This window comes from Sphingomonas sp. Leaf34 (assembly GCF_001421805.1).
Classification (GTDB): Bacteria; Pseudomonadota; Alphaproteobacteria; order Sphingomonadales; family Sphingomonadaceae; genus Sphingomonas.
Genome location: NZ_LMLC01000003.1, coordinates 335,435 through 360,752 on the forward strand (window position 1 = coordinate 335,435; position 25,318 = coordinate 360,752).

The window sequence follows — 25,318 nt, forward strand, 5'->3', positions numbered from 1 at the left end:
TCAGAACTGGTACCGCGCACCGATCAGCGCCTGCGCCGACCAGACGCTGTCGAGGTCACCGACCTTGAAGCTGTAAAGCCCGGCCGACGCGGTCGTCCCGAGCCGTCCGAAATTGTGGTAATAGGTGCCGGAACCACCATAGGACCAAACGCTGGTGTCGCCGGTGATATCCTCGACGCCGCTGTCATAGTAGTTAACGAACAGATCGGCGTTGACGCCCGAAACCCTGGTCAGCGATCGCGTGTAGAAGAGCTGACCGAAATAGCTCTCGTCGTCGAGCCCGTCGACCGCGATCCCCGGCGCGTTTTGCGGCGCGAAGAGCTTGCGATTGACATAGCCTGCCCCCGCCCCCCAGGTCGAGCGACCACGGGTCGCGACGATCACGCCGTTGATCCCGCGCGCGCGGTAACTGGAGGTCGAGATCGACTGGAACACGTCGTTCAGACAGGCGCCGGGTTGCGCACCGCTGGTCCCGAACACGCAGCCGTTGAACTGCGGGTCGAGGCCCTGCTGCTGACCCGACACGAAGCTGGTGGGCAGGTTGGCGAGCCCCGTGCGAAGCTGACGACCGAAGGTCTGGATGCCGTCATAGACGACGACCGACATGCCGACCGATTGCGATGCCTGATAGGTTGCGGCCCCGGTCACGCTGAGCGAGCCATAGCGCTTGCCGACATGGCCCTCGACCGAGGTGCGACGGTTGGGACGCCAGATCACGCCGGCATCGTAATAGAGTCCGTCGGTGCGATAAGCGATGCGTCGTGGCGACGCCGCGTCGGTGACGAAGCGGCCGCGCCGGTCCACCACCGGCGCACCGGTCGCATCGACCAACGGATCCTTCTGGCTGGTCTCGATCGTCTCGTAGCCCACGCCCGCGGTCAGCGCGACATAGGGCGAGACCGGTTGCAGCACGTCGCCACGACCGAAATAGCCCTCATAGCGCTGCTTGAGCTGGCTCGCGGTCTCGCGGTCATATGCGCCGCTGAGCGTCATGCCGAACGGCGCGACGCTGCCGGGCGCGACCGATGCGCTGGCGGTGGCGGTGTGGCCGATCGAATCGTCGTAATAATCGAGCCGCCGCCCGCCGGCGCGCGGATCGGCGAAGGTCGGTGTCTCGACCTTGGTATAGCCGAGGCGGTAATTGGCGTTGAACGCCACCGGGCCGGCCGTCGTGGCGAGGCTGGGTCCGCCATAGACCGAATAAAGCTGTGCGACGTTGTCGACATTGCCGACCAGCAGTCCCGGCGCGGCCCCGCGGATATCCGAGCGCGTCCGTGTGGCAATGCCGCCGGCCTCCAGCGTCAGCGCGTTGCTCACCTTGGCATTGACGCGCGCGAGGCCCGAATGGATGTCGCTGTCGCCGATATCATCATCCCAGGCGAACCGCCGCTCGTAGCGATAGCTCAGCTGACCCGAGACGCGCGGCGTCGCGATCGCCGCGTCAACCCCTGCAGCGAGGCTGGTATAGGTCAGCACATCGCCACCGTCGAGGTCCGCGGACAGGATCTGGCTCGCCTCGACATAGGGCGAGATCGTGACGCGGCGCGTGGCCTGCGCGGCTGCAGGTACCGCGATCAGCGCAGCGAGTGTCACTGCACCGCCGGCCAATGCGAGGCTACGGATCGCGTGGCGTGTCATTGGGGGCTCCCCTGGCCGTAATAGCTGCCGAACCGCGCACCACCCTGGATGAACGACACCGCGTTCAACACGAGCTGGATGTGCTCGCATCCGTCGAGAAGATTCACCGCGGCGCGCAGTTCGCTTTCGGGCGTGCGATCGGCACGGACCACCAGCATCACCTGCCCGACACGCATCGCCAGCACCGACGCCGCCGACGCCGCGAGCGCGGGCGGCGAATCGATGACGATGATGCGGCGCGGATTGGCGGCAAGCAGCCGCGCGATCACCGCCTTGGTCCGTGCGCTGGCAAGCAGTTCGGTATCCATCGCGGTCTTGGTGCCGGCAGGCAGGATCGACAGATGCGGCACGTCGGTATGGATCACGAGATCCTCGACGTCGATCCGCACGTCGCCGAGCGCGTCGAGCAGACCGGGACTGTCGGTAAGACCGAGCTGGCGGACGATATCGGGCTTGGCGACATCGGCGTCGACGAGCAGGACTTCGGTGTCGCGTTCGGCCGCGATCGACAGCGCCAGATTGACCGCGCAGAACGTCTTGCCGTCCTCCGGCCGCGCCGAGCAGATCAGGATCATCCGCGCCTTGTCGGCGCTGTCGCTCTCGGCGATCCGTGCGCTGGCGATCAGCAGCTGCCGCTTGATCAGGCGGAATTCCTCGGCGAGCGGCCCAACCGGCGCGCCGGGGACGATCATGCCGTTGGCGGCAAGCATCCCGCGATCGATCCGCGCGGTATCGCCGCTATCCTCCGGCAGAAAGAACTCGTCGGGCAATTCATCGCCGACCGGTGCGCGCAGTTCTTCGGGGATCGCGAGGAACGTCGCGTCGGAATAGCTTGGTGCGAACGGCACGACCGGATCGGCGGTCGGAGCAGGCGGCGACGCGTCGACCACAGGCGTCTCGATCGATGCGTCGGGCACCGCGGCATGGCGCGCCCGCGCGTGCGCGCCGAAGTCGTACACCTTGGCGGCCCGTTCGAGCAGCGAGGGTTCGCGATCAGGTTTCGTCACGGTCATACCCCCTTAAGCCGCCAGCCCGCGCTGAAGGATCTCGACCCCCAGCAACAGGACATAGGCGGCGCCCAGCGCGGCAGTGCCGCCCAGGAACACCTTGAACTGGCGACGCCGCTGGTTCGACTGGACGCGCGTCACGACTTCGCCGATCGACCCGATCACCGGCATCCCCGCCGCCTTTTCAAGCCGCGCGCTGGTCGAGAACGTCGTTCGCAACTGCCCCATTGCGAACGCCGCACCGATCCCGCCGGCGAGTCCCGCGATCAATACACCCGACAATAGCAGCATTCGGTTCGGCGCGCTCGGTGTGCTCGGCATCGTCGGCGGATCGACCACGCTGAACTTCACATGATCGCTCTGCGATTGCGCCTGACCGACCAAGGCGGTTTGTTCGCGCTGGCGCAGCAGCGCGTCATACTGGTCCTTGAGCACCTGATAATCGCGATCGATCGAGCCCTGCTCCGCGGCGACTTCGGGGTCGCCGGTCAGCTTCGAGTTGAGCAGGTCGAGATCACCCTGCAACTGGCTGCGCCGCATCCGCAGCGACGCCACCGTCGCCTGGCGATCCGCCGCCATCGACTGGAGCGAGGCGTAAAGCGGGTTCTGCGCAGTGCCGCCGGCGCTGCCGCCCGACAGGGGTTCGCTGCGTGCCGCCGCAGTCGCCGCCGCGAGCTGGCTCTTGAGCGCCACCACGTCCGGGTGATTTTCGGTATATCCGCGCGACCGGGCGTCGGCGAGCTGACCCTGGATCGCCTGGAGACGCGCGCGCGCAGGGCCTGCCGCACCGGCGACGCCGCCCGCACCCGGCACGGTCGCAGGCGTTCCCGCCATCTGACCCTGCACCGCGGACAGGCTGGACTGCGCCGCCGCCAGATCGCCGTCGACCTGCGCCATCTGCGAGCGTGCCGCACCGATCCGGTCGCTGACCGATCCGGTGCCGGGCAACGCGCCGAGATAGCGGTTCTGGAAGTCGGCACGCTTGGCCTCGGCGTCCGCAAGCTGCTTCTGCCGCGCCGCCAGTTGCTGGTCGAGAAAAGTCAGGCTCTGGGTCGTTTTCGAACGATCGCCGGCCAGATTCTGTTCGACGAACAGGTCGATCAGCTTCTGCGTCACCTGGCGTGCGATCTTCGGGCTGGCGGCACGCGTCGTGATCTGAAAGACATTGTCCTGCTGCGACACGATCGTGATGTTCGGCATCAGGCCCGCCACGCGATCGGCGACGTCACGCTCGCTGGCCACGGTGTTCGCCAGATCGGTGCCGCGCACGACCTTTTCCAGATTGACCGCGGTGATCAGCGTGGTGCGGATCGTGTCGACGCTCATCGGAATGCTCTGTGGCACGCCGTCCATACCCGACGGCAGGATCGTCTGCATCTGCACGAACACGCGCGCGGTCGATTCGTAGCGGCTCGGAATCTGCGAGACGACCAGCCAGCCGAGGACGCATACGCCCCACGCAACGCCAAGCGCCAGCCAGCGCCGCGTCCAGATCGCGTGGAGTGCGATGCGCACCTCGTCGTAGATCCCGTTCATCTGGGTGTGCCTCAGAACATCGATTCGGGGATGATGATCACGTCGCCCGGCTCAAGCCGGACGTTGGCCGACGAATCGCCCTTCTTGAGCAGATTGCCGATCTGCAGCGCGAACTCGCTCTGCTTTCCGGTGGCGCGGTCGTAGCGGACGAGGCGCGCCTTGTTGCCCGCGGCATATTGATTGAGCCCACCGACCGCGATCATAGCATCCAGCAACGTCATGTTGGCGCGATACGGGATCGACGCGGGCTTCTCGGTCGCGCCGACGATGCGGACCTGCTGGCTGTAGGTGCCGCTGAAGTTCTCGACGATCACCGAAACGATCGGATCCTTGATATACGCCCCCAGCGCCTTCTTCATGTCGTCAGCGAGGATCGCCGGGGTTTTGCCGACCGCGGGCATGTCGTTGATGAGAGGCGTGGTGATCCGGCCATCGGGTCGGACCTGGACCTTCGCCGACAATTCGGGATTGCGCCAGACAAAGATGTTGAGCTGATCGAGCGGGCCGATCACATATTCCTCGCCTGGCAATTCCTGATTCGCGACATAGGCCGCGGGCGGCAATTCGGGGCGCCCACCCGTGCTGGCGCAGGCGCCAAGCGTGGTGGCGGTAAGGCCAAGGGTCAGCAGGGATTTCGAAATCGATCCGGAACGCATGGGCACTTTCTCCTGGCGCCACACCGCCCGTCGGTTGCCCGGCGGTCGGCTAAACTCAGCCTCGGCTATGCAAGGAACAGGTGAAGATAGCGTTAGGAGCGCCCCGTAACCATGCTCCCGACCGGTGATCGCCCCGAATTGGGACATCGCCCGGCAGGCTACCCCCGAGTAACGATCTCGATCGCCGGTGGATGCCCAAGAAACGCACTCGGGCTGGCGCTGGCGCCATATGCGCCAGCCATGAAGATCGCGATCAGGTCGCCGACTGCGACGGGGGGAAGCGCCACCTTGTCACCGAGCCGGTCGAGCGGCGTGCATAACGGGCCGACGACCGAGACGGTGTCCGTGGCGGCCTGCCCGATCCGCGCGGCGACCGCGATCGGATAGTTGCGGCGGACGACGGTGCCGAAATTGCCGCTGGCGGCGAGCTGGTGATTGAGCCCGCCGTCGACGACGACGTAGGTCTCGCCTTGGCTCTGCTTGATGTCGACGACGCGGGTGAGGTAGACGCCCGCTTCGGCGACGAGCCAGCGACCGAGTTCGATCGCGAACCGCGTGTCGCGCAGGATCGCCGGGCGCGACGCGAGCGCTTGGGCCAGCGCGTCGCCGACTCGTTCGACGTCGAGCGCTACGTCACCTGCGAAATAGGGCACGCCGAAGCCGCCGCCGAGATTGACCAGCGGCGGTGCCGCGCCGACCTCGTTCGCCAACCGCGCGGCGAGCGCGATCGTCGCGGCCTGCGTTTCGACGATCGCGCCGGGATCGAGCGCCTGGCTGCCCGCGTAGATGTGGAAGCCCCGCCAGTCCGCCCCGGCAGCGACGATCGCGGTCACCAGCGCAGCCGCCCGCACCGCATCGACGCCGAACGGCGATGCGCGACCGCCCATCCGCATTCCCGATCCGCGCAGTTCGATATCGGGGTTCACGCGCACCGCCATGCGCGGCGTCAGTCCGAGCCTATCGCCGATCGCGAACGCCCGTGCGGCCTCGCCTTCCGATTCGACGTTGAGCGTGGCGCCGGCGGTGATGGCGGCGCCGAGTTCGTCGTCGCGCTTGCCGGGACCAGCAAAGCTGATCGCCGCGGGCGGCTTGACGACCAGCGCCTTGGCGAGTTCGCCCGAGGAGGCGACGTCGAGCCCGTCGACGAGCGGCGCGATCGCGGTCAGCAGGTCGGCGTGCGGATTGGCCTTTATCGCATAATGAAGATCGATCGCCGGCATCGCCGCGCGGAACCGGGCGATTCGGGCGGCGACAATCGCCATGTCGTAGACGAACAGCGGCGTGTCGCCGGCCTGCGAGGCCCAGTCGTCCGCCGTCTCGCCGCCGATCCTGAAAGCACCACTTTGCAGCAGGAATTCGGGAGGGAGAGCGCCCATAGGTTTCATCGCCCTTGCTCCTCATTGCCCCGCGAAGATTGCCGCACCTGGGTCGCGATGGCAGACCTGTCCAGCTTCCCATTGGCATTGCGGGGCAATTCCTCCCGCCAAAGATAGTGGCCCGGCTGCATGAAGCTCGGCAGCGCGGTCCGCAGCCGCGCTCGCAACGCCGTCTCGCCGCTCGCATCCCCCGCCAGCACCACGACGATCGCCTGCCCCAGGCGCGCATCGGCGACGCCGACTGCCACCGCCTCGCGCGCCTCGTTTCCCGCCAGCACGGCCTCTTCGACCTCGAGCGGACTGATCCGGTTCCCCGCGCTCTTGATCATCTCGTCATCCCGACCGACGAAGCGCAACAGCCCGTCCTCTCCCTCGACGACGGTATCGCCCGACCACACCGCCATGCCGCCTCCGTCCGGCGCCGGCCGAAACCGCTGCGCCGTCCGCTCGGCGTCGCGCCAATAGCCTTGCGCGACCAGCGGCCCCGCATGCACCAGCTCGCCCGCCTCGCCCGGCGCGGCGCGCGTCCCGTCGGGTTTGACCACCGCGATGTCTGCAAACGGGATCGCCCGCCCCATCGCATCGGGCTTCGCATCGATCATCGCGGGGTCGAGATAGGTCGACCGGAACGCCTCGGTCAGCCCGTACATCGCGTACACGTCCGCCGCGGGAAAGCGGTCGCGCAGCCCGCGCACCAGCCGCGGCGTCAGCGCGCCGCCGGAGTTCGTCAATCGCGTCAGCCGCGCCGCAGTCTCCGCGGGCCACTCGGCTTCGAGTAGCTGCACCCAGAGCGGCGGTACACCGGCCAGCGTCGTCGCCGCGACGCGCTCGACCGCCTTCACGACGTCGCGGGCCACCAGATAATCGAGCGGCGCCACCGACCCGCCCGCGAGCCAGGTCGAGAATAGCTGGTTCTGGCCGTAATCGAATGACAGCGGCAGCCCGGCGAGCACCCGGTCTGCGGGGGCAAGCTTGAGGTAATGCGCGACCGAAACCGCGCCGAGCCACAGGTTCGCATGACTGAGCATCACCCCTTTCGGCCGTCCGGTGGACCCGGATGTGTAGAGGATCGCGGCAAGGCTCGCGGGATCGGCATCGGACGGCCCGATACTGCTTGGCCCGGGAACCAAGGGGCAATCCGCCTCGTCGACGATCGTGCAGCCGTCCGGAACGTCGCCCGCGTCCAGTGTCCCAGCGCGCGCGGCCTGCGTCACCAGCAACCGCGCACCGCTATCGTCGAGAATATGCGCGACCTGCGCGCGTCGGAGCAGCGAATTGATCGGCACATGCACCAGCCCGGCGCGCGCCACCGCGAGCGGCATCAGGCAGGCCGTGCGGGTCTTGGGCAACCACGTCGCGACCCGGTCGCCCGCTGCCAGCCCCCTGCCCGCCAGCCAGCCCGCCAGCGTGGCGACCCCGGCCTCGAGCCCGGCGAAGGTCATCGTCCCCGCCTTGTCGACCAGCGCCACCGCCTCGGCAGCACCGCGCAGCGCGACATGGTCGATAGGGTATGGCGTAGGGTCGAGCGCGATCATCTGCCCCTCATAGCGCCAAGCCGTTGCCGAATTCACCCCCACACGCTAGCGCACCCCCGGTTCGTAACGGTTCAGGCGATGCTCGTGATCTTCGAAGGCACTTCCCAGGTTGAAACGACGGTTCGCGCCGTCCTTGCCGACATCCTCGGTCTCAGCGCCGAGCGAGTCGCGGCGTTCACACCCGACACGCCGCTGTTCGGCGCGCTGCCCGAACTCGATTCGATGGCGGTGGCCAGCGTGCTGACCGAACTCGAGGATCGGCTCGGCATCCTGATCGAGGACGACGAGATCGACGGCGAGATGCTCGAGACGTTCGGCGCGCTGGTGACGTTTGCCGCGAGCAAGGCGCTGGTCTAGCCGGCGTCGGGGGTCTAGCCTCTGCCGGGATGACGGGTATCCGCTTCGATCACTATGACTGGGCGGGTGGGCGCGAGGCGATGCTGCGGTTCGGCCCCGACGCCGGCCCGATCGTCCTCGCCGCGCTGCCGCTGTTCGAGGAAGCGAACCGGACGCGACAGTTCGCCTGCACGATCCTGCGCGCGCTCGCCGGGCGCGGGATAGGCAGCGTCCTCCCCGATCTTCCCGGCACCGGCGAAAGTCTGGTTGCCACGGCCGACGCGACGCTCTCCGACCAACGCGCGGCGTATTTCGCGCTGGCACAGCAGCTTGGCGTTGATACCTATGCGGCTTCGATAAGAAGCGGCGCGCTGCTTGAGGGCGACGCGACGCTGGCCGGGCGCTGGCACCTGTCGCCACAGACGGGCGAAGACCTTGTTCGCGACCTCGAACGCATGCGAGCCGCGGCTGGCAAACCCGAAGGCGACTATGCCAGCAATAGACTGTCCCCCGAACAGCTCGCCGCGTTGCGAGAAGCCATGCCGCGGGGCGAGGGGCGATGCCGGATCATACGCCTCGACACGGACCCGCGGGCGGCGGATGCGACCTATCCCGGCGCGCCGCTCTGGCGCCGGGCCGAACCGGACAACAATATCGAACTCGCCGAGAAGCTTGCTGCCGACATCGCGCACTGGATCGCAGCATGAGGCGGTTCGTCGCGGTCGCGTGCGAGGGCGAGACGCTCGCCGCCACGCTGGACGAGGCGGACGGGACGACGGGGCTGCTCATCGTGTCCGGCGGCAACGAGATCCGCAGCGGCGCGCATCGCGGGATGGCGGATCTCGCCCAGCGGCTTGCCGCCACCGGCACGCCGGTCTTTCGCTACGACCGTCGCGGTGTCGGCGATTCGACGGGTGATAATCGCGGATTCCTCAGCGCCCGGCCCGACCTGGTCTCGGCTGCCACTGCATTCTGGAACGCAGCACCGCATGTCACGCGCATCGTCGGCTTCGGCAATTGCGATGCGGCCAGCACGCTTGCGCTGTTCGGGCGATCGGCGGAGATCGATCAGATCATTCTCGCCAATCCCTGGGTGATCGAGCCGGTCGACGACCTGCCCCCCGCCGCGGCGATCCGTGCGCGCTATGGCGAACGGTTGCGCGATCCTGCGACGTGGCGGCGGGCCGTCACAGGGCAGGTTAGCCTGGCAAAGCTTTTCAATGGCTTGAGACGGGTGGTTGCCGCGAAGTCTGAGATACTCGCGCCACTCGCTACCCAAGTACTCACCGCGTTGGACGACTGGCGGGACGATGTCGCGATCGTTCTTGCAAGCGGGGACGCGACCGCGGTCGCGTTTGCTGCAGCGTATCGCGGCGGGGCGAGCGTGACACGGCTGGACACGGCGTCCCACAGCTTTGCGGGCACAGAGAACGCGGCGGCACTCCACGCCGTCCTCGCTGCCGCCATTGCTTTGCGTCATCCTGACGAAGGTCAGGATTCAGAGCCATAAGCGCTATCGCCTGGAACCCTGGGTCCTGACTTTCGTCAGGATGACGGTGGAGGTCAGTGTTATTCCGCGGCTTCGGCCATTTCGGCAAATTCGGCGGCCGCGAGGAAGCGCTCGGCGTCCAGCGCGGCCATGCACCCCGTCCCCGCCGCCGTCACCGCTTGGCGGTACACCTTGTCCGCGACGTCGCCGCACGCGAACACGCCCTCGACGTTCGTACGCGTCGAGCCGGTCTCGACCGCGATATAGCCGTCCGAATCGAGTTCGAGGTGGCCGCGGAACAGCTCGGTCGCCGGGTGGTGGCCGATCGCGACGAACCCGCCATCGACCGCGAGGCGCGAGCGTTCGCCCGTCACCGTGTCCTCGAGTTCGAGCGCGACCAGCCCGGCATTGCCGCCGCCGTCGACGAATTCGCGGACTTCCTTGTTCCACAGCACCGTCACGCCCTTGTGCGCGAACAGCCGCTCCTGGAGGATCTTTTCCGCGCGGAGCGAATCGCGACGGTGGATTAGCGTCACGTCGGGCGAGTGGTTGGTGAGGTAGAGCGCTTCCTCGACCGCGGTGTTGCCGCCGCCGATGACCGCGACCTTCTTGCCGCGGTAGAAGAAGCCGTCGCAGGTCGCGCAGGCGCTGACGCCCTTGCCCTTCATCGGCTCCTCGCTGTCGATGCCGAGCCATTTGGCCTGCGCGCCCGTCGCGATCACCAGCGTGTCGCCCTCATACACGTCGCCGCTGTCGCCGATCAGGCGGAACGGGCGGCTGGTGAGATCGACCTGCACGATCGTGTCCCACATCATCCGCGTGCCGACATGCTCGGCCTGTGCCTGCATCTGCTCCATAAGCCATGGGCCCTGGATGACGTCCTTGAAGCCGGGGTAGTTCTCGACATCGGTCGTCGTGGTCAGCTGGCCGCCGGGCTGGATGCCCTGCACCACGATCGGCGCCATCCCGGCCCGCGCGCCATAGATCGCGGCGGAGAGGCCGGCCGGGCCCGAGCCGAGGATAAGCATGCGGGTCGTGTGCGTCGTCATCGTGATTCCTTGGAGATTCCAACCCCATCTAGGCGATCGGCATCGGGATTTGAACCGTCGGTAAATCTGTTGGCCTTGCATCGAAAGCTTTGCCGCTTCGTTCGGGTATAAAAGCGGAGATGACCATGAGCGACGACCGGACCGTAGAGATCGAGAACTACACGGCACCAGCAGGCGGCTGGGGATCGATGAAGTCGCTGGTGGAGATATCCGCCCGCGAGAAGGTCGGTCCCGAGGTGATCCGCGAACTCGCCCGCCAGAACAAGCCCGACGGCTTTGCGTGCGTCAGCTGCGCTTGGGGCAAGCCCGCGCATCCGCATGTCGCCGAGTTCTGTGAGAATGGCGCCAAGGCGACCGCCTGGGAGCTGACCTCGTTCCGCGTCACGCCCGCTTTCTTCGAACAGCATACCGTCAGCGAGCTGATCGGCTGGAAGGATTATGATCTCGAACAGGCCGGACGCCTCACGCACCCGCTGAAATATGATGCGGCGACGGACAAATATGCCGCGTGCAGCTGGGACGAGGCGTTTGCCGGGATCGGTGCCAAGCTGAAGACCTATGATCCGACCAAGGTCATCTTCTACGCCTCGGGCCGCGCCAGCCTCGAGACGTCGTACATGTATAGCCTGCTCGCCCGGATGTACGGCAGCCAGAACCTGCCCGACAGCTCGAACATGTGCCACGAGACGACGTCGGTCGGGCTGAAGTCGGCGATCGGCTCGGCGGTGGGGACGATCCACCTGTCGGACTATGAGAAGTGCGACGCGATCTTCTATTTCGGGCAGAACCCCGGCGTGAACAGCCCGCGGTTCCTGCATCCGCTGCGTGACTGCGCCAAGAGGGGCGTCGAGATCGTCGTGTTCAATCCGCTCAAGGAGCGCGGGCTCGAGAAATTCCAGGATCCGCAGAATCCGATCGAGATGGTGACGGGCAAGTCCACGCCGATCGCCTCGCAATATCACCAGCTGAAGACCGGCGGCGACGTCGGGGCGATCATGGGGATGTGCAAATACCTGATCGAAGCCGACGACAACGCTAAGCGGATCAACGGCCTACCCGTGCTTGACCACGCGTTTCTCGCCGAGCACACGACCGGGTTCGAGGCGTTCGCCGATGTCGCACGCGGCACCGATTGGGCGACGATCGAGCATGAGAGCGGGCTGGCGCGCACCGAGATCGAGGCGGCGGCGAAGGTCTATGCCAAGTCGAAGGCGGTGATTGCGGTCTACGGCATGGGGCTGACGCAGCATGTCGGCGGGATCGACAACGTCCATATGGTCGTCAACCTGATGCTGCTGCGCGGCAACATCGGCAAGCCCGGCGCGGGCATGGGCCCGGTCCGCGGGCATTCGAACGTACAGGGCCAGCGGACCGTCGGTATCACCGAAAAGCCCGAACTCGCCCCGCTCGACCTGCTGGCCGAGCAATATGGCTTCGAGCCGCCGCGCGAAAAGGGCTGGGACACGGTCGAGGCGTGCGAGGCGGTCCTGGACGGCACCGCGCAGGCGTTCGTCGGTCTCGGCGGCAATTTCGTGCGCGCGATCCCCGACCATGCGCGGATGGAGCCGAAATGGCGCGGGCTCGACCTGACCGTCCATATCGCGACCAAGCTCAACCGCTCGCACCTGCTGCCCGGCGAGACGTCGTACCTGCTCCCCTGCCTCGGCCGGATCGAGACCGACATGCAGGGCACCGGCCCGCAAAGCGTGTCGATCGAGGATTCGTTCAGCCAGATCTATGGCTCGAAGGGCAAGGCGACACCCGCTGCCGAAACGCTGCTGTCCGAGCCGGCGATCGTTGCCGGGATCGCCAAGGCGACGCTAGCGCCCAATCCGAAGCTCGATTGGGATGCGTGGGTGCGCGACTATGCGCGCGTTCGCGATGCGATCGAGGTGACGTATCCGGACCTGTTCAAGGACTTCAACGCGCAGATGTTCACGCCCGGCGGCTTCTGGAAGGGCGTGCCGGCGGCACATCGCGAGTGGAAGACCGAGAGTGGCAAGGCGGAGATCAACATCCCGCAGGCGTTGAACGTGACCGGGTTCGAAGAGGCGGAAGGCCGTTTCCGCTTGATGACGCTGCGGTCGAACGACCAGTTCAATACGACCGTCTATGGCTATCACGACCGGTTTCGCGGCGTGAAGGGCACGCGCGATATTGTGTTCATGAACCGCAGCGACATGATCCGGATGGGCATCACCGATGGTGACGACGTCGATCTGGTCGGCGACGCAGGCGGCAATTCGGATCGCCGCCTGAACAAGCTTCGCGTGGTCGAATATTCGATCCCCGAGGGGTGTCTTGGTGCCTATTACCCCGAGTGCAACCTGCTGATGCCGGTCGCGCATCACGCGCGCGAAAGCCATGTTCCGGCGGCAAAATCGGTGCCGGTGCGGATCGAGAAGACACGCTGAGCAACCGCCACATCCTCGGCGTCGTGCTTGCCGGCGGACAGTCGTCGCGCTTCGGGTCCGACAAGGCGCAGGCGGTGTTAGACGGGCGCGCGTTAGCCGAGCATGCGCGTGCCCTGCTGGCGCCGCACGTCGAGCGCGCGGTGATCGCCGGGCGCGACGGGACGATCCCCGACCTGCCGAGTCCGGAGCTCGGACCTTTGGGCGGCATTGCCGGCGCGCTCGACTATGCCGCCGGGCTGGGCTTCACCTCGGTGCTGACGATCGCGTGTGACATGCCCCGGCTGCCCGATGGATTGCTGGAAGCATTGGCACGCAGGGCGTCGGCCTATTGCCCCGATGCGCCGGTGCTCGGGCATTGGGAGACACGGTCGCTCGGGCACCTACTGAACCACATCGCGACCGTGCCGAGGCGCTCGGTGCGGGGGTGGGCGGAAGCGGTCGGTGCTATCCCTATCTCGGCGGGGGCACGCATCCCGAACGTCAACACGCCGCAGGACCTCGATACCCTATGACCATCGCGCGCGCGCAAGCGATCAAGATCCTACGGCCTGACTCGATCACCGCGGGCGAACGCGCGATCGCGGTCGAGGTCCCGGTCGCGATCGAGATCGACGGTCTCGGCTATGCGGTGATGATGATGACCCCGGCAGACCTCGCTGAATTCACCACCGGCTTCCTGCTGACCGAACGCCTAGCCGACAGCGCCGACGACGTCCGCGACATCGATATCTTCGAGGCGGAGGCGGGCTGGATCGTCCGCGTTGGGCTGTCCGATCGATGCAAGGGGCGGATCCACGACCGAGTCCGCCACCGGACCAGCGACACGAGCTGCGGCCTGTGCGGCATCTCCGGACTTGAACAACTCCGCAAACCGGTCCCCAGCACCCCGCCAAGGCCCGACGCGCCCGTCGAGGCGCTGTTCGCCGCCCTTAGCGGCCTGCGCGCGCACCAGCCGCTCAACAGCGCCACCGGGGCGATCCACGCCGCCGCCGCATGCGATCGAAACGGGCGGATCACCGCAGCCTTTGAAGATGTCGGCCGCCACAACGCGCTCGACAAGCTGGTCGGCGGGCTGGCGATCGCACGGCAGCCGGTCGACGGCTTCATTCTGGTGACGTCGCGGATCAGCTTCGAGATGGTCGACAAGGCGCTGATCGCGCGCGCGCCGATGCTGGTGGGAATCTCCGCGCCGACCAGCTTGGCGATCGATCACGCGCACGCGCACGGCCTGACGCTGCTCGCGCTCGCGCGGAGCGATGCGATCCTGGTCGTCAACGACCCATGGGCCGTCTTCAGCGACTGAAACTGTGTCTGAGAATGGTAGCGAAGGAGGGACTTGAACCCCCGACCCCAGGATTATGATTCCCGTGCTCTAACCAACTGAGCTACTTCGCCGTACCGTCCGTCAGGGAAGCGTTCTTCCCTGCGAGGCGCGGCCTATAGGAAGCGGATTCGAGGCGGTCAAGCAAACATGTCCCGAGAAATCGCTTCCCACGGTCCGCCGCGATACCACCACGCGCCAAGACCGGCGATTTCGACGTCCTTCGGGACGAAACCGCGCTGCAGATTGCCAAGCAGGAGCTTGGCCACTGGCGGGCTGACCTTGTTCTGGATCGTGACGTGCGGACGCCAGCCGCCGGCATCTTGCGGCGTAAGCATGCCGGTAAACGCGTCGGCCAGCCGCGCGCGGATGCCGACGAGGTCGGGGGACTCGATCCGGTAGGCGACCCCGCGCCCCAGCGACATCAGCCCGCCGATCCGTGCCTGCGGGGCACGGATGCCGCGCGTCTCCTGATTGAGGCGGTGCTTGAGCTCATCGAGCCCCGACGGCGGTAGATGGTGAAACAGCGTCAGATGCGCGTCGAGCTGGTTGCGCTCGGGCGGGAAATGCTCGCGGCGCATCGCGTCGAAGAACGCGGTATCCTGTCGACCAAACAAGGCCGTCACGATGATCGGCGCGGGTACGAAATCCGTCATGCTCAAATTTCGATCTGGCTGCCGAGCTCGACCACGCGGTTGGTCGGCAGTCGGAAGAACTCCATCGCGCTTTCAGCATTGCGCAGCATCCAGGCGAACAGCTTTTCGCGCCACAGCATCATGCCGGGCTTGTCCGACGCGAGCAGCGTCTGGCGCGAGAGGAAGAAGCTGGTGTCCATCATCTTGAAGTCCGCACCGCAGCTATGGACCTGGCGCAGCGCCGCGGGGACATCGGCATCCTCCATGAAGCCGTAGCGCAGCACGAGGCGGTGGAAGCCGCTGCCGAGCTCCTCGCGTACCGCACGGTCGTTGGCGGGCCAATAAGGCTGGCTGGCGATCTTTACCGTCAGCAGGATCACGCGCTCGTGCAGCACCTTGTTGTGCTTGAGGTTGTGGAGCAGCGCGTGTGGCACGCCGTCCGCGGTCGAGGTCATGAACACCGCGGTGCCCGGCACGCGCGATGCCGAGCTGGCAGCCGAGCCGATGAACACCTTTATCGGCATCGCCGCCTCGTGCATCCGGTCGATCATCAGCTGCCGCCCCTTCGACCAGGTGGTCAGAAAGGTGAAGATGATGAAGCCGACCAGCAGCGGGAACCAGCCCCCGGCCGGGACCTTGGTCAGGTTCGCCGCGAAATAGGCGCCGTCGACGGTGAAGAAGATCGCCAGCAGCGGGATCGCCGCGATCTTCGGCCAGTTCCACAGGCGGAACAGCACCACGCCGAGCAGGCACGTGTCGATGAGCATCGCGCCCGTCACCGCGATGCCATACGCGCTCGTCAGGTTCGACGAAGTGCGGAAGAACAGCACGAGGAGGATCACCATCACCATCAGCGCGCCGTTGACGAGCGGAATGTAAATCTGCCCCTCGGTCGAGGCGCTGGTATGCTCGATCCGAAGCCGCGGGATGAAGCCGAGCTGGATCGCCTGCTGGGTCACCGAGAACGCGCCCGAAATGACCGCCTGCGACGCGATCACCGCAGCCATCGTCGCGAGAATGACGAGCGGGAGCTGGAGGCTCTCGGGCGCAAGATTGTAGAACGGGCTGACCAGCGCGGCCTGACCGTCGCGGAACAGCAAGGCGCCCTGCCCCATATAGTTGAGGATCAATGCGGGGAGGACGAAGACCAGCCAGGACAACCCGATCGGTTTGCGACCGAAATGGCCCATATCCGCATACAGTGCCTCGGCCCCGGTGACCGCGAGCACGACCGAACCCAGCGCCAGGAAGGCGCGCTCGGGATCGATGAGGAAGAACTCGACGGCGTAATGCGGCGACAGCGCCCAGAGCACGCCCGGGGTCTGGACGATGCTGAGGATACCCAGCACCGCGATGACGCTGAAATACACGAGCATGATCGGCCCGAAGACGAGGCCGATCCGGGCGGTGCCGCTTTTCTGAACCCAGAACAGCGCGATCAGGATCACGATTACGATCGGCAGCACGAGACCGCCAAAGGCGGGCGCGGCGACGGCCAGGCCCTCGACCGCGGACAGCACCGAGACCGCGGGGGTGATCATGCTGTCACCGTAGAACAAAGCAGTCGCAAAGACGCCGAGCAGGATGATGCCCTTGCTCCAGCGCCGCGTCTTGGTCTTGCCCGAGACCAGCGCCAGCAGCGCGAGACTGCCGCCCTCGCCCTTGTTGTCGGCGCGCATGATGATGATGACGTATTTGACCGTCACGACGATCATCATCGACCAGAACATCAGGCTGATGACGCCCATGATGTGCGCCGCGTCGAGCGCGAGCTTGTGATGGCCGGCGAAGGTTTCACGAAAAGCATAGAGCGGGCTTGTGCCGATATCGCCGAAGACGATGCCGATCGCGCCGAAAGCGAGCTTCAGCATACCGTCCGAGTGATGATGCCCCGTCTCGGGATCGAGAGTGGCGGGTGGCACGGTCGAGGCCGCGGCGGTCTGATCGACGCTCACTGGACGGTGAATCGACCCGGAAGTGCAGCAATCATCATCGAATTTCCGATTTCACCCTGTGCCCCAAGCGCGCGCATTTAGCATGAGGGGCAAAGGGCGGCAACGGCGGGACGGTTAGCGTGGATTAACCGGGGCTGATCAGACGCGCGTGACGACTTCGCGGATGACGAAATGCGAGGCGAGACGCGTGACGCCGGGGAGTTGCGACAGCGTCTCGCGGTGGATGCGTTCGAACGTCTCGCCGTCGCGAATCTCGACATGCAGCATGTAATCCGCCTCCCCGCTCATCAGAAAGCATTGCACGACCTGCGGGCAGTCGACGATCTCGGCCTCGAACGCCGCCATCGTTTCCTTGCGCTGGTCGCGCAGCGTTACGTTGACGAGGACGATGCTTGGGTCGCCGCGCGCCGCGCGCGACAGGACGGCACGATAGCCGGTGATCGCGCCGCTTTCCCGCAGTTGCGCGACGCGGCGATGCGCGGCGCTTGCCGACAGGCCGACCGCGTCGCCGATCTCGGCGCTGGTGAGGTCCGAGTTGGCGGCGAGCAGGTCCAAAATCCTGCGTTCGATCGTGATGCTCAAGATATTCCCGAATTACCTACGCTGAGTGCAATCATCGTGCGGATCCGCTACTGCATCGCGACGAGTTTGCGAACCCTTCCCATCCAAGGCGCGCTAGTATCGCGCAAACGATAATGGAGTGGAATCAATGCGCGTCGGTGTCCCCAAGGAAATCAAGAACCACGAATATCGCGTCGGCCTGACCCCGCCGTCGGTCGCCGAACTCGTCGCCGCGGGTCACGAGGTCGTGGTCGAGACGCAAGCCGGATCCGGGATCGATTTCGAGGACCAGGACTATGTCGACGCGGGTGCGACGATCCTGCCGACCGCGGCCGCGGTGTTCGCCGGCGCCGACATGATCGTGAAGGTCAAGGAGCCGCAGCCGGGCGAGATCGCGATGCTCGAACCGCGCCATGTGCTGTTCACCTATCTCCATCTCGCAGCCGACAAGCCGCAGGCCGAGGGCCTGATGAAGTCCGGCGCGACCTGCATCGCGTACGAGACCGTCACCGACAATCGCCGCGGTCTGCCGTTGCTCAAGCCGATGTCCGAGGTCGCCGGCCGCATGTCGGTGCAGGTCGGCGCGCATTATCTCGAAAAGGAGCAGGGCGGACGCGGCGTGCTGCTCGGCGGCGTCCCCGGTGTCGCGCCGGCCAAGGTCGCGATTCTCGGTGGCGGCGTCTCGGGCGTCAATGCCGCGCAGATGGCGGTCGGCATGCGCGCCGATGTGACGATCTACGACATCTCGAACGATCGCCTGGCCGAGCTCGACATGTTCTTCTCGAGCCAGATCAAGACGGCGTACGCATCGAAGGCCGCGATCGCGGCGGCGGTGAAGAACGCACATCTGGTGATCGGCGCGGTGTTGGTCCCCGGGGCGGCCGCCCCCAAGCTCGTCACGCGCGAGATGCTCAAGACGATGAAGCGCGGTTCGGTGCTGGTCGACATCGCGATCGACCAGGGCGGGTGCTTCGAGACGAGCCATGCCACCACGCATGAAGACCCGGTGTTCGAGGTCGACGGGGTGATCCATTACTGCGTCGCCAACATGCCCGGCGCGGTCGCCCGGACCTCGGCGTTCGCGCTCAACAACGCGACGCTGCCGTTCGCGCTAAAGCTCGCCAATCTGGGGGCTGAGGCGGCGATGAAGGCCGATGCGCATCTTGCCAATGGGCTGAACGTCTACAAGGGCAAGATCGCGTACAAGGCGGTCGCGGATGATCTAGGTTTACCTTACGAAGCTTGGGTCGGCTGATAGGGAACGGATACGGAACATGGGTGTTGGACAGGGGAAAGGAATTTCCAATGTCCGACACCCCGAACCCGAAGTCCGAACCGTTCTCGAACGCCGAGAAGGACCCGGACGACTGGACCACCGGCGACGAGAAGATGACCGGTGCGCAGGCGAGCTACCTCAAGACGCTGTCCGAGGAAGCGCATGAGGAATTTGACGAGTCGCTGACCAAGGCGGACGCGTCGAAGAAGATCGACGAACTTCAGTCGAAGACCGGGCGCGGTCAGTAAAAGGGGGGCGCCTGTAGGCGCCCTGTTTCCACGGCCTCACGCAAAACCGTTATCCCTGCTTGCGCAGGGATAACGGTTTCTAAGGCCTATCCGGCGCGTCCTGCGCATCCAGCAGTCGGTCAAGCAACGTCAGTCGCGCCGCAATCTCGCCGCGATAGGAGATGTCGGCCGGTGTGAGCGTCAGCGCCCGGGCCCAATATGGCCGGGCCTTTGCGAACTCCCCCGCTCTCACATACGCCAAGCCGAGAAAGAACGGCGGCGCGGGGTGCTTCGGCGCCAACCGCATCGCCTGTTGAAACGCGAACAGCGCGGGCGGCGACACCTGGTTCGCATCATGCGCGGCGAGCGCATTGGCGAGACCAGTCCATAATACCACGTTCGTAGGCGCGATACGGATTCCGCCCAGCAACACCTGCACTGCGGCACGGCGATCGCCGATCCGGGTCATCGCATCCGCGGCCACGAGATACGCCGCCGCGCCGGTATACCGCTCCAGCATCTGATCGCGCAGCTCAAGCATCGCGCTATCGTCAGGCGCGGGCGCGAGCCCGGTCGTCACCGAATGCCCGGCAAGCCCCGGCTGACCCTGCAGCGCATAGCCCGCCGCGCCCAGCATCAGCGCCGACGCAACCATCGACCACAACAGTCGATCGACCTTCAACACCGCGAGCATTGCGAACACCCCCGCGCCGATCACGCCAAGCCAGACCCAGCCCATCAGCGTTTCCTCCGCCGGAAACTCGACCGCGCGATCCACCCGCCGACGCCGAGCAGCAGGATCGGGGCGAGCCATAGCGGCCAGGTCAATCCCGTCAGCGGCGGATCATAGGTCACGTAATCGCCGTAGCGTGCGACCAGCCAGTCGCGGATCGACGCGGGCTTCTCCCCCCGCTCGATCCGTTCGCGGACGAGCGCGCGCATGTCGGCGGCCATGTCGGCATCGCTGTCGGCGATCGACTGGCCTTGGCAGACCAGGCACCGCAACGTCTCCATGAGCGCGCGCGCGGAGGCTTCCTGGGCGGGGTCGGCGAGCTGGACGTTCGCGTAATGGGCGGGCGCGATGACGGGCTGCGCGGCGGCTGGCGCAACGCAGAGCAACAGCGCCGCGAGAACCTCCGCTCCCGCTCGCGACAGGGGAATGACGTGTGGGTTCTTCACCGCGCGTCCTTCACCGCTTGCACGATATCGGCGACATTCTCGGGCCGGATATCGCCGATGATCTGCTTCACGACGATGCCGCGACCGTCGATCACGAACGTCTCGGGCACGCCTGACGAGCCCAGCGCCAGCTGCACCCGGCTCGCCGTGTCGCTGCCGATCCGCTCGTACGGATCGCCGTTGCGGCGCAGGAAGCCCACGATCGCGGGCGTCGTGTCGCGGATCGCGATCGCGTCGATCGGGACGCCCATCGCCTTCAGCCGCATCAGCTGCGGGGCCTCGGCGATGCACGGAATGCACCAGCTGGCGAAGACGTTGAGCAACCGCGGCTTGCCCTGTCGGAACGATGCGCTGGTCAGGCCCGGCTTGCCCGGGACCATCGCCGGCAAGGCGAAATCGGGGAGCGGCTTGCCGACCATCGCCGAGCGAACGGTTTTCTCGGCGGGCCGGAACAGCCCGCTCGCCACCACTGCGAACAGCAAGGCGAAGATCGCCAGCGGCGCCCAAAGTGCGAAGCGCTTCATGCCGAATGCGTCCGTATCGCGGTACGCCGCTCGCGCCGGACGCGGCCGAGCAGCGACAGCGCGCCGCCCAGCGCGATCAGCACGCCGCCGAACCAGATGAGCGTCACGAACGGCTTCCACCAGAGCCGAAGCTGCCACCGCCCCTGCCCGTCCGGCTGGCCGAGGACGGTATAGAGCTGGCCGTCGAGCACGGTCAGGATCGCGGATTCGTTGGTGCTGGTCGGCGGGTTGGCGAAGAACCGGAGTTGCGGGCGGAGGATGCGCGCGCTGTCACCACGCGTGGCGGTCAGCCGCGCTTCGAGCGCGGACCAGTTCTCGCCGATCACGGGCGATATCCCGTCGAGCGTCACGGTGTACGGTCCAACGCGCGCGGGTTCGCCCGCACGCACAGCGACCAGAGTCTCCTTGGTGAACGCGCTGTCCGACGCCATCCCGGCGAGGCTGACCGCGATCCCGAGATGCGCGATGACCATGCCATAGGTGAAAAGCGGCGTGCGCCTGAGATTGCGTTTCCACAACGGCGCGACGCTGGCGACTGCCAGACCGGCGGCGAGCGACAGTCCTGCCCAGGGGAGCACACCCGGCCAGACGAACAGCAACGCGACTACCGCGACCAGCGTCGCGCCGATCGGCAGGATGACACGGCCGAGCACCGCCTTCGCGTCGTCACGCCGCCAGCGCAGCAACGGCCCGACCGCCATCACCGCGACCAGCAGCAGCGCGATCGGCCCTGCCGCCTTGTTGAAGAACGGCGGGCCGACCGAGAGCTGCACGCCGAAGCTCGCCGCGACGATCGGGTAGAGCGTGCCGATCAGGACGACGCCGAGGATCACCGACAACAGCAGGTTGTTCGCGACGAGACCGCCCTCGCGGCTGACCCGATCGAAGGTCGTGCCCGCGCGGACGGTACCGATCCGCGCGGCGAACAGCGCCAGCGCGCCGCCGATATAGATCGCGAGCAACGCCAGGATGAACGCACCGCGCTCGGGATCGACCGCGAACGCGTGGACACTCGTCAGGATACCCGAGCGGACCAGGAACGTGCCGATCATCGACATCGAGAACGCGACGACCGCGAGCATGATCGTCCAGGCGCGCAGGCCATCGCGGGTCGCGAGCACGGTCACCGAATGGAGCAAGGCGGTGGCGGCGAGCCACGGCATCAGCGAGGCGTTCTCTACCGGGTCCCAGAACCACCAGCCGCCCCAGCCTAGCTCGTAATAGGCCCAGTAGCTGCCCGCGGTGATGCCGAGCGTCAGGAAGATCCATGCGATCAGCACCCACGGCCGCATCGCCTTGGCGAACGCGGGTCCGACGTCGCGGGTGACCAGCGCGCCGACTGCGAACGAGAACGCGACCGAGAGGCCGACATACCCCGTGTAGAGCGTCGGCGGATGGAACGCCAAGCCGGGGTCCTGCAACAGCGGATTGAGCCCGAGGCCATCGGCTGCGGCAGGGTTCAACCGCGCGAACGGGTTCGAGGAGAAGAGCAGGAACGCATAGAATCCGAGCGCGATCGTCGCCTGCGCGCCGAGCGTCGCGGTGAGCGTGCGTTCGGGCAGCGTCCGTTCGAGAATCGCGACCGCACCGCCAGCGAGCCCGAGGATCGTCACCCAGAGCAGCATCGAGCCTTCGTGGTTCCCCCAGGCGCCGGCGAACTTGTAGAGCCACGGCTTGGCCGAATGGCTGTTCTCGACGACCAGTCTCACCGACATGTCGGAGTCGAGGAACAGCGCGATCAGCAGCGCCATCGCCAGCAGTGCGAGCAGCCCCTGGACGATCGCCACCGGCCGTACCGCCGCCGCGACGTCGTCACGACCGCGCGCGATACCGATCGTCGCCATGACCAGCTGCAACGCCGCCAGCGCGCCTGCGAACCACAGCGCGGCGAGACCTGCTTCGGCGATCATCGCTTGGCGTCCGGCTCGAGCGTCTTGGTTTCGTGCATCTTGCCGGCCATCTGCGGCGGCATGTATTTCTCGTCGTGCTTTGCGAGCAGATTCGACGCGACGAAGCTGCCGTCGGGCTGGAACTGGCCTTCGGCGACGATGCCCGATTTCTCGCGGAACAGGTCGGGGACGATGCCGGCGAAAACGACCGGCGTGCTCGCCTGCCCGTCGGTGACGACGAAATGCACGGTGATGCCGTCCGCGGCGCGCTCGACCGAACCGCCCTCGACCATCCCGCCGAGCCGTACCGCACGCCCGAGCGGCAAGCCGTCGCGGCGCACGTCGGAGGGCGCGTAGAAGAACGCGGCCTGATCCTTGAGGGCCGACAGCGCGAGCAGCCCTGCAACCACGACCGCGCCGAGCGCCAGCAGCGCCAGCGTGAGGCGTTGATGCTTGGCCTTCATTTCTCGGCCTTCCGCATCGCTAGGTAGCTGATGAGCGCGATGATGGCGCCGCCGCCCAGCGTCAGGACGTAGGCAGCAGTCACGAACGGCCAGGGGTTCATGATCGGGCCATCCGGCGCATGCGGGCTTCGGACTTGGCAATCGCCAGTATCGTGCGCATCCGCATCAAGACGATCCCGGCGAATATGAAGGTAAACCCGGCCAGCATGATAGGCAGCGGCCACAGGATCGAACCGGCGATCGTCGATTGCGTGAGGCCGATGCTCGGCCCCTGATGCAGCGTGTTCCACCACACCACCGAATAGCGGATGATCGGCAGCAGCACCGATCCGGCGATCCCGTACAGCGCCGGCACACGGCCATCGCCGCCCCGGTCGGCATCGGCCTTCGCGAGCGCCATATAGCCGAGATAGACGAACAGCAGCAGCAGCATCGAGGTCAGGCGGCCATCCCATTGCCACCACGTTCCCCAGGTCGGCCGTCCCCAGATCGAGCCGGTCGTCAGGCAGAGCGCGGCGAATACCGAACCGGGCAGCGCGATCGCGCGCGCGGCGACGCTGGCGAGCGGATGCCGCCAGACAAGAAACATGATGCTTGAAATCGCGATCCCGCTCCACCCGCCCATCCCGAGCCAGGCGGCGGGGACGTGGATGTAGAGGATGCGGACGGTCTCGCCCTGGAGGTAATCGGGCGGGGTCTGCGTGAGGCCCGCCCAGCAGCCAAGACCAATGAGCGCAACGCCGGCCCAAAAGAGCAACGGCGTCAACGGCTTGGCGATCTTCAGGAAGCGCGCGGGGTTTGCGAAGGCGTGTAGGGTAGCCACTGGATGTCACCACTATGGCAAGTCATCACGGACTTAAAGCCCCTCTCCCCATCGGGGAAAGGGAGGGGCCCGCCGCGATTGCGGTGGGAGGGTGAGGGGCTTCGGGCTCGGGTCGTTCGCCCCGACGGCCCCTCATCCGGCACTTCGTGCCACCTTCTCCCCGACGGGGAGAGGGATCAGCGGCCGATCAGGCGCTTGGCGATCGAGTCCGCCACATCCGACGCTGGCTGGCCGGTGCGGTCGCTTTCGTTCCAGACTTCGATCAGGCGCTCGGGAATGCGCGCGATCCGTGCCTTGACCTCGGCCTCGTCGCCGTGACCCAGATATTCGAGGCCGACGTTGATGATCCCGCCTGCGTTGATGACGTAATCGGGCGCATACAGGATACCGCGCGCATGCAGACGCGCGCCGTCTTCGCGGACGCTCAGCTGATTGTTCGCACCGCCTGCGACCACCTTCGTCTTCAGCGCGGCAATCGACATCTCGGTCAGGATCGCGCCGAGCGCGTTCGGGCTGAAGATATCCGCGTCTGTCGTCAGGATCGCCTCGGCGGCAACCGCGGTCGCGCCGAGCTCGGCGGCAAGCGTCTGCGCGCGCGCCTCGTCGACATCGGCCAGCGTCAGCACCGCGCCATCCTTGGCGAGCAGTCGCGCGAGCCCGCCGCCGACCGAGCCGACGCCCTGGATCGCGACGCGCACGCCCTTCATGTCGGTCGCCCCCAGACCACGCTGTGCCGCCGCCTTCACGCCGAGATAGATGCCGAGCGCGGTATACGGCCCGGGATCGCCGCCCGCCGCGCCGCTCGCGACCGGCAGGCCGGAGACGAAGCGCGTCTGCGTCGCGATCACCTTCATGCGCTCTTCGGACATGCCGACGTCTTCCGCCGTCACATAACGTCCCCCGAGCGAATCGACCGCGCGGCCGAACGCCTCGAGCTGTGCGGTGGTGATGACGTCGCCGGGTTTGGCGGCGAGGACGACGCCCTTGCCGCCGCCGAGTTCGAGCCCGGCCATCGCGTTCTTGAAGCTCATGCCGCGCGACAGGCGCAGCGCGTCGATCACCGCGCGACCGTTATCGGCGTAATGCCAGAAGCGCGTGCCACCCGCCGCCGGGCCTAGCTTGGTGGAATGCAGCGCGATGACCGCGCGCAGGCCCGATTCGGGATCGGTGAACGCGTGTACGCCCTCGTGGTCGTCGAAATCGGGAAGGTCCCAAACCGCTGTCATCGCCGGCTCCTGAGGAGAATAAAATTACCGGGGAGCGAAATATTATTTTCTTGGGGGTTTTACCAGCCCAAAGCGCCCGCAGCGCGGGAGCTTGTCGAAAATAACTAAATAATGGGGCGACCGACGGGACTTGAACCCGCAACATCCGGCATCACAAGCCGACGCTCTAACCAATTGAACTACGACCGCCGCGTAGGCGTCG

25 protein-coding genes and 2 tRNA genes are annotated in these 25,318 nt (G+C 66.5%); 8 read left to right on the forward strand and 19 right to left on the reverse strand.

Annotated features, from left to right (window positions below; translation table 11 throughout):
• The 6 genes from ASF00_RS10010 to ASF00_RS10035 form a co-directional block, all read right to left on the reverse strand.
• Positions 1-1,638: a hypothetical protein gene (locus ASF00_RS10010; protein ID WP_055878100.1), complete on the reverse strand. Its 1,638-nt coding sequence runs from the start codon at positions 1,636-1,638 to the stop codon at positions 1-3.
• A complete protein-coding gene (locus ASF00_RS10015) occupies positions 1,635-2,651 on the reverse strand; it encodes an AAA family ATPase (protein WP_055878102.1) in 1,017 nt (338 codons plus the stop codon). The genes ASF00_RS10010 and ASF00_RS10015 overlap by 4 nt, the downstream gene beginning before the upstream one ends.
• Before the next feature lie 6 nt (positions 2,652-2,657).
• Positions 2,658-4,181: an XrtA system polysaccharide chain length determinant gene (locus ASF00_RS10020; RefSeq protein ID WP_055878104.1), complete on the reverse strand. Its 1,524-nt coding sequence runs from the start codon at positions 4,179-4,181 to the stop codon at positions 2,658-2,660.
• Positions 4,182-4,192: 11 nt separating this feature from the next.
• Positions 4,193-4,837, reverse strand: coding sequence for an XrtA/PEP-CTERM system exopolysaccharide export protein (locus tag ASF00_RS10025; RefSeq protein WP_055878105.1), 645 nt, complete (start codon positions 4,835-4,837; stop codon positions 4,193-4,195).
• Positions 4,838-4,995: 158 nt separating this feature from the next.
• Positions 4,996-6,222, reverse strand: a complete 1,227-nt coding sequence (locus ASF00_RS10030; protein ID WP_055878108.1) for a pyridoxal-dependent decarboxylase, exosortase A system-associated — start codon at positions 6,220-6,222, stop codon at positions 4,996-4,998.
• Positions 6,219-7,748 (reverse strand): acyl-CoA ligase (AMP-forming), exosortase A system-associated, encoded by a 1,530-nt coding sequence (locus ASF00_RS10035; RefSeq protein ID WP_200910527.1) that lies wholly within the window; start codon positions 7,746-7,748, stop codon positions 6,219-6,221. Before ASF00_RS10035 ends, ASF00_RS10030 begins: the two co-directional genes overlap by 4 nt.
• A 78-nt stretch (positions 7,749-7,826) precedes the next feature.
• Between ASF00_RS10035 and ASF00_RS10040 the strand changes: the two genes are divergently transcribed.
• From ASF00_RS10040 to ASF00_RS10050, 3 genes are read left to right on the forward strand one after another with little or no spacing between them, the layout of a single operon-like run.
• Positions 7,827-8,105 carry an acyl carrier protein gene (locus tag ASF00_RS10040; RefSeq protein ID WP_200910214.1) on the forward strand — a complete coding sequence of 93 codons (279 nt, stop codon included), beginning with the start codon at positions 7,827-7,829 and terminating at the stop codon, positions 8,103-8,105.
• Positions 8,106-8,134: 29 nt separating this feature from the next.
• Positions 8,135-8,791 (forward strand): hypothetical protein, encoded by a 657-nt coding sequence (locus ASF00_RS10045; RefSeq protein WP_055878111.1) that lies wholly within the window; start codon positions 8,135-8,137, stop codon positions 8,789-8,791.
• Positions 8,788-9,594 (forward strand): hydrolase 1, exosortase A system-associated, encoded by an 807-nt coding sequence (locus tag ASF00_RS10050; protein WP_055878113.1) that lies wholly within the window; start codon positions 8,788-8,790, stop codon positions 9,592-9,594. The genes ASF00_RS10045 and ASF00_RS10050 overlap by 4 nt, the downstream gene beginning before the upstream one ends.
• 59 nt (positions 9,595-9,653) lie before the next feature.
• Here ASF00_RS10050 and trxB read toward each other — a convergent pair whose 3' ends face one another.
• Positions 9,654-10,622, reverse strand: a complete 969-nt coding sequence (gene trxB / locus ASF00_RS10055; protein ID WP_055878115.1) for a thioredoxin-disulfide reductase — start codon at positions 10,620-10,622, stop codon at positions 9,654-9,656.
• Positions 10,623-10,747: 125 nt separating this feature from the next.
• Between trxB and ASF00_RS10060 the strand changes: the two genes are divergently transcribed.
• From ASF00_RS10060 to fdhD, 3 genes are read left to right on the forward strand one after another with little or no spacing between them, the layout of a single operon-like run.
• Positions 10,748-13,036 carry an FdhF/YdeP family oxidoreductase gene (locus ASF00_RS10060; protein ID WP_055878809.1) on the forward strand — a complete coding sequence of 763 codons (2,289 nt, stop codon included), beginning with the start codon at positions 10,748-10,750 and terminating at the stop codon, positions 13,034-13,036.
• Between the two features lie 23 nt (positions 13,037-13,059).
• The gene (gene mobA / locus ASF00_RS10065; RefSeq protein ID WP_235525723.1) at positions 13,060-13,548 is read left to right on the forward strand and encodes a molybdenum cofactor guanylyltransferase; all 489 of its coding nucleotides are present in this window, start codon (positions 13,060-13,062) and stop codon (positions 13,546-13,548) included.
• Complete coding sequence (gene fdhD, locus ASF00_RS10070) at positions 13,545-14,339, forward strand: formate dehydrogenase accessory sulfurtransferase FdhD (protein ID WP_055878117.1); 795 nt, start codon at positions 13,545-13,547, stop codon at positions 14,337-14,339. Before mobA ends, fdhD begins: the two co-directional genes overlap by 4 nt.
• Before the next feature lie 15 nt (positions 14,340-14,354).
• On the opposite strand, the gene ASF00_RS10075 is transcribed toward fdhD, so the two are convergent.
• The 4 genes from ASF00_RS10075 to ASF00_RS10090 form a co-directional block, all read right to left on the reverse strand.
• A tRNA-Met gene (locus ASF00_RS10075) sits at positions 14,355-14,431 on the reverse strand.
• Positions 14,432-14,497: 66 nt separating this feature from the next.
• Positions 14,498-15,013, reverse strand: coding sequence for a 2'-5' RNA ligase family protein (locus ASF00_RS10080; protein ID WP_055878119.1), 516 nt, complete (start codon positions 15,011-15,013; stop codon positions 14,498-14,500).
• Between the two features lie 2 nt (positions 15,014-15,015).
• Positions 15,016-16,914: a potassium transporter Kup gene (locus tag ASF00_RS10085; protein ID WP_055878814.1), complete on the reverse strand. Its 1,899-nt coding sequence runs from the start codon at positions 16,912-16,914 to the stop codon at positions 15,016-15,018.
• A 171-nt stretch (positions 16,915-17,085) separates the two neighbouring features.
• Positions 17,086-17,529: an Lrp/AsnC family transcriptional regulator gene (locus ASF00_RS10090; RefSeq protein WP_055878121.1), complete on the reverse strand. Its 444-nt coding sequence runs from the start codon at positions 17,527-17,529 to the stop codon at positions 17,086-17,088.
• A gap of 127 nt (positions 17,530-17,656) precedes the next feature.
• On the opposite strand from ASF00_RS10090, the gene ald reads away from it, so the two are divergent.
• Positions 17,657-18,763 carry an alanine dehydrogenase gene (gene ald / locus ASF00_RS10095; protein WP_055878124.1) on the forward strand — a complete coding sequence of 369 codons (1,107 nt, stop codon included), beginning with the start codon at positions 17,657-17,659 and terminating at the stop codon, positions 18,761-18,763.
• Between the two features lie 50 nt (positions 18,764-18,813).
• Positions 18,814-19,032, forward strand: coding sequence for a DUF3072 domain-containing protein (locus tag ASF00_RS10100; RefSeq protein ID WP_055878126.1), 219 nt, complete (start codon positions 18,814-18,816; stop codon positions 19,030-19,032).
• Positions 19,033-19,111: 79 nt separating this feature from the next.
• Here the strand turns inward: ASF00_RS10100 and ASF00_RS10105 are convergent, their stop codons facing one another.
• The 8 genes from ASF00_RS10105 to ASF00_RS10140 form a co-directional block, all read right to left on the reverse strand.
• On the reverse strand, positions 19,112-19,750 hold the full coding sequence (locus ASF00_RS10105) for a tetratricopeptide repeat protein (protein WP_055878817.1): 639 nt from the start codon (positions 19,748-19,750) through the stop codon (positions 19,112-19,114).
• Complete coding sequence (locus ASF00_RS10110) at positions 19,750-20,190, reverse strand: cytochrome c-type biogenesis protein (RefSeq protein ID WP_443024400.1); 441 nt, start codon at positions 20,188-20,190, stop codon at positions 19,750-19,752. The genes ASF00_RS10105 and ASF00_RS10110 overlap by 1 nt, the downstream gene beginning before the upstream one ends.
• Positions 20,187-20,714 (reverse strand): DsbE family thiol:disulfide interchange protein, encoded by a 528-nt coding sequence (locus ASF00_RS10115; RefSeq protein WP_055878129.1) that lies wholly within the window; start codon positions 20,712-20,714, stop codon positions 20,187-20,189. Before ASF00_RS10115 ends, ASF00_RS10110 begins: the two co-directional genes overlap by 4 nt.
• The gene (locus ASF00_RS10120) at positions 20,711-22,624 is read right to left on the reverse strand and encodes a heme lyase CcmF/NrfE family subunit (protein ID WP_055878131.1); all 1,914 of its coding nucleotides are present in this window, start codon (positions 22,622-22,624) and stop codon (positions 20,711-20,713) included. Before ASF00_RS10120 ends, ASF00_RS10115 begins: the two co-directional genes overlap by 4 nt.
• Positions 22,621-23,067: a cytochrome c maturation protein CcmE gene (gene ccmE, locus ASF00_RS10125; protein WP_055878133.1), complete on the reverse strand. Its 447-nt coding sequence runs from the start codon at positions 23,065-23,067 to the stop codon at positions 22,621-22,623. The genes ASF00_RS10120 and ccmE overlap by 4 nt, the downstream gene beginning before the upstream one ends.
• Positions 23,068-23,164: 97 nt before the next feature.
• Entirely contained in the window at positions 23,165-23,890 is a 726-nt protein-coding gene (gene ccmC, locus ASF00_RS10130; protein ID WP_055878135.1) for a heme ABC transporter permease CcmC, read from the reverse strand.
• A 176-nt stretch (positions 23,891-24,066) separates the two neighbouring features.
• Positions 24,067-25,116, reverse strand: a complete 1,050-nt coding sequence (locus ASF00_RS10135) for a Leu/Phe/Val dehydrogenase (RefSeq protein WP_055878138.1) — start codon at positions 25,114-25,116, stop codon at positions 24,067-24,069.
• Between the two features lie 112 nt (positions 25,117-25,228).
• Positions 25,229-25,305: transfer RNA gene (locus ASF00_RS10140), tRNA-His, on the reverse strand.
• Positions 25,306-25,318: the final 13 nt, after the last annotated feature.

What these genes read in the sequence shown, in the direction of transcription:
- ASF00_RS10010 (WP_055878100.1), bottom strand. Translation starts at nt 1,638, where the DNA reads ATGACACGCCACGCGATCCGTAGCCTCGCATTGGCCGGCGGTGCAGTG.
- ASF00_RS10015 (WP_055878102.1), bottom strand. Translation starts at nt 2,651, where the DNA reads ATGACCGTGACGAAACCTGATCGCGAACCCTCGCTGCTCGAACGGGCC.
- ASF00_RS10020 (WP_055878104.1), bottom strand. Translation starts at nt 4,181, where the DNA reads ATGAACGGGATCTACGACGAGGTGCGCATCGCACTCCACGCGATCTGG.
- ASF00_RS10025 (WP_055878105.1), bottom strand. Translation starts at nt 4,837, where the DNA reads ATGCGTTCCGGATCGATTTCGAAATCCCTGCTGACCCTTGGCCTTACC.
- ASF00_RS10030 (WP_055878108.1), bottom strand. Translation starts at nt 6,222, where the DNA reads ATGAAACCTATGGGCGCTCTCCCTCCCGAATTCCTGCTGCAAAGTGGT.
- ASF00_RS10035 (WP_200910527.1), bottom strand. Translation starts at nt 7,748, where the DNA reads ATGATCGCGCTCGACCCTACGCCATACCCTATCGACCATGTCGCGCTG.
- ASF00_RS10040 (WP_200910214.1), top strand. Translation starts at nt 7,827, where the DNA reads ATGCTCGTGATCTTCGAAGGCACTTCCCAGGTTGAAACGACGGTTCGC.
- ASF00_RS10045 (WP_055878111.1), top strand. Translation starts at nt 8,135, where the DNA reads ATGACGGGTATCCGCTTCGATCACTATGACTGGGCGGGTGGGCGCGAG.
- ASF00_RS10050 (WP_055878113.1), top strand. Translation starts at nt 8,788, where the DNA reads ATGAGGCGGTTCGTCGCGGTCGCGTGCGAGGGCGAGACGCTCGCCGCC.
- trxB (WP_055878115.1), bottom strand. Translation starts at nt 10,622, where the DNA reads ATGACGACGCACACGACCCGCATGCTTATCCTCGGCTCGGGCCCGGCC.
- ASF00_RS10060 (WP_055878809.1), top strand. Translation starts at nt 10,748, where the DNA reads ATGAGCGACGACCGGACCGTAGAGATCGAGAACTACACGGCACCAGCA.
- fdhD (WP_055878117.1), top strand. Translation starts at nt 13,545, where the DNA reads ATGACCATCGCGCGCGCGCAAGCGATCAAGATCCTACGGCCTGACTCG.
- ASF00_RS10080 (WP_055878119.1), bottom strand. Translation starts at nt 15,013, where the DNA reads ATGACGGATTTCGTACCCGCGCCGATCATCGTGACGGCCTTGTTTGGT.
- ald (WP_055878124.1), top strand. Translation starts at nt 17,657, where the DNA reads ATGCGCGTCGGTGTCCCCAAGGAAATCAAGAACCACGAATATCGCGTC.
- ASF00_RS10100 (WP_055878126.1), top strand. Translation starts at nt 18,814, where the DNA reads ATGTCCGACACCCCGAACCCGAAGTCCGAACCGTTCTCGAACGCCGAG.
- ASF00_RS10105 (WP_055878817.1), bottom strand. Translation starts at nt 19,750, where the DNA reads ATGGGCTGGGTCTGGCTTGGCGTGATCGGCGCGGGGGTGTTCGCAATG.
- ASF00_RS10115 (WP_055878129.1), bottom strand. Translation starts at nt 20,714, where the DNA reads ATGAAGCGCTTCGCACTTTGGGCGCCGCTGGCGATCTTCGCCTTGCTG.
- ASF00_RS10120 (WP_055878131.1), bottom strand. Translation starts at nt 22,624, where the DNA reads ATGATCGCCGAAGCAGGTCTCGCCGCGCTGTGGTTCGCAGGCGCGCTG.
- ccmE (WP_055878133.1), bottom strand. Translation starts at nt 23,067, where the DNA reads ATGAAGGCCAAGCATCAACGCCTCACGCTGGCGCTGCTGGCGCTCGGC.
- ASF00_RS10135 (WP_055878138.1), bottom strand. Translation starts at nt 25,116, where the DNA reads ATGACAGCGGTTTGGGACCTTCCCGATTTCGACGACCACGAGGGCGTA.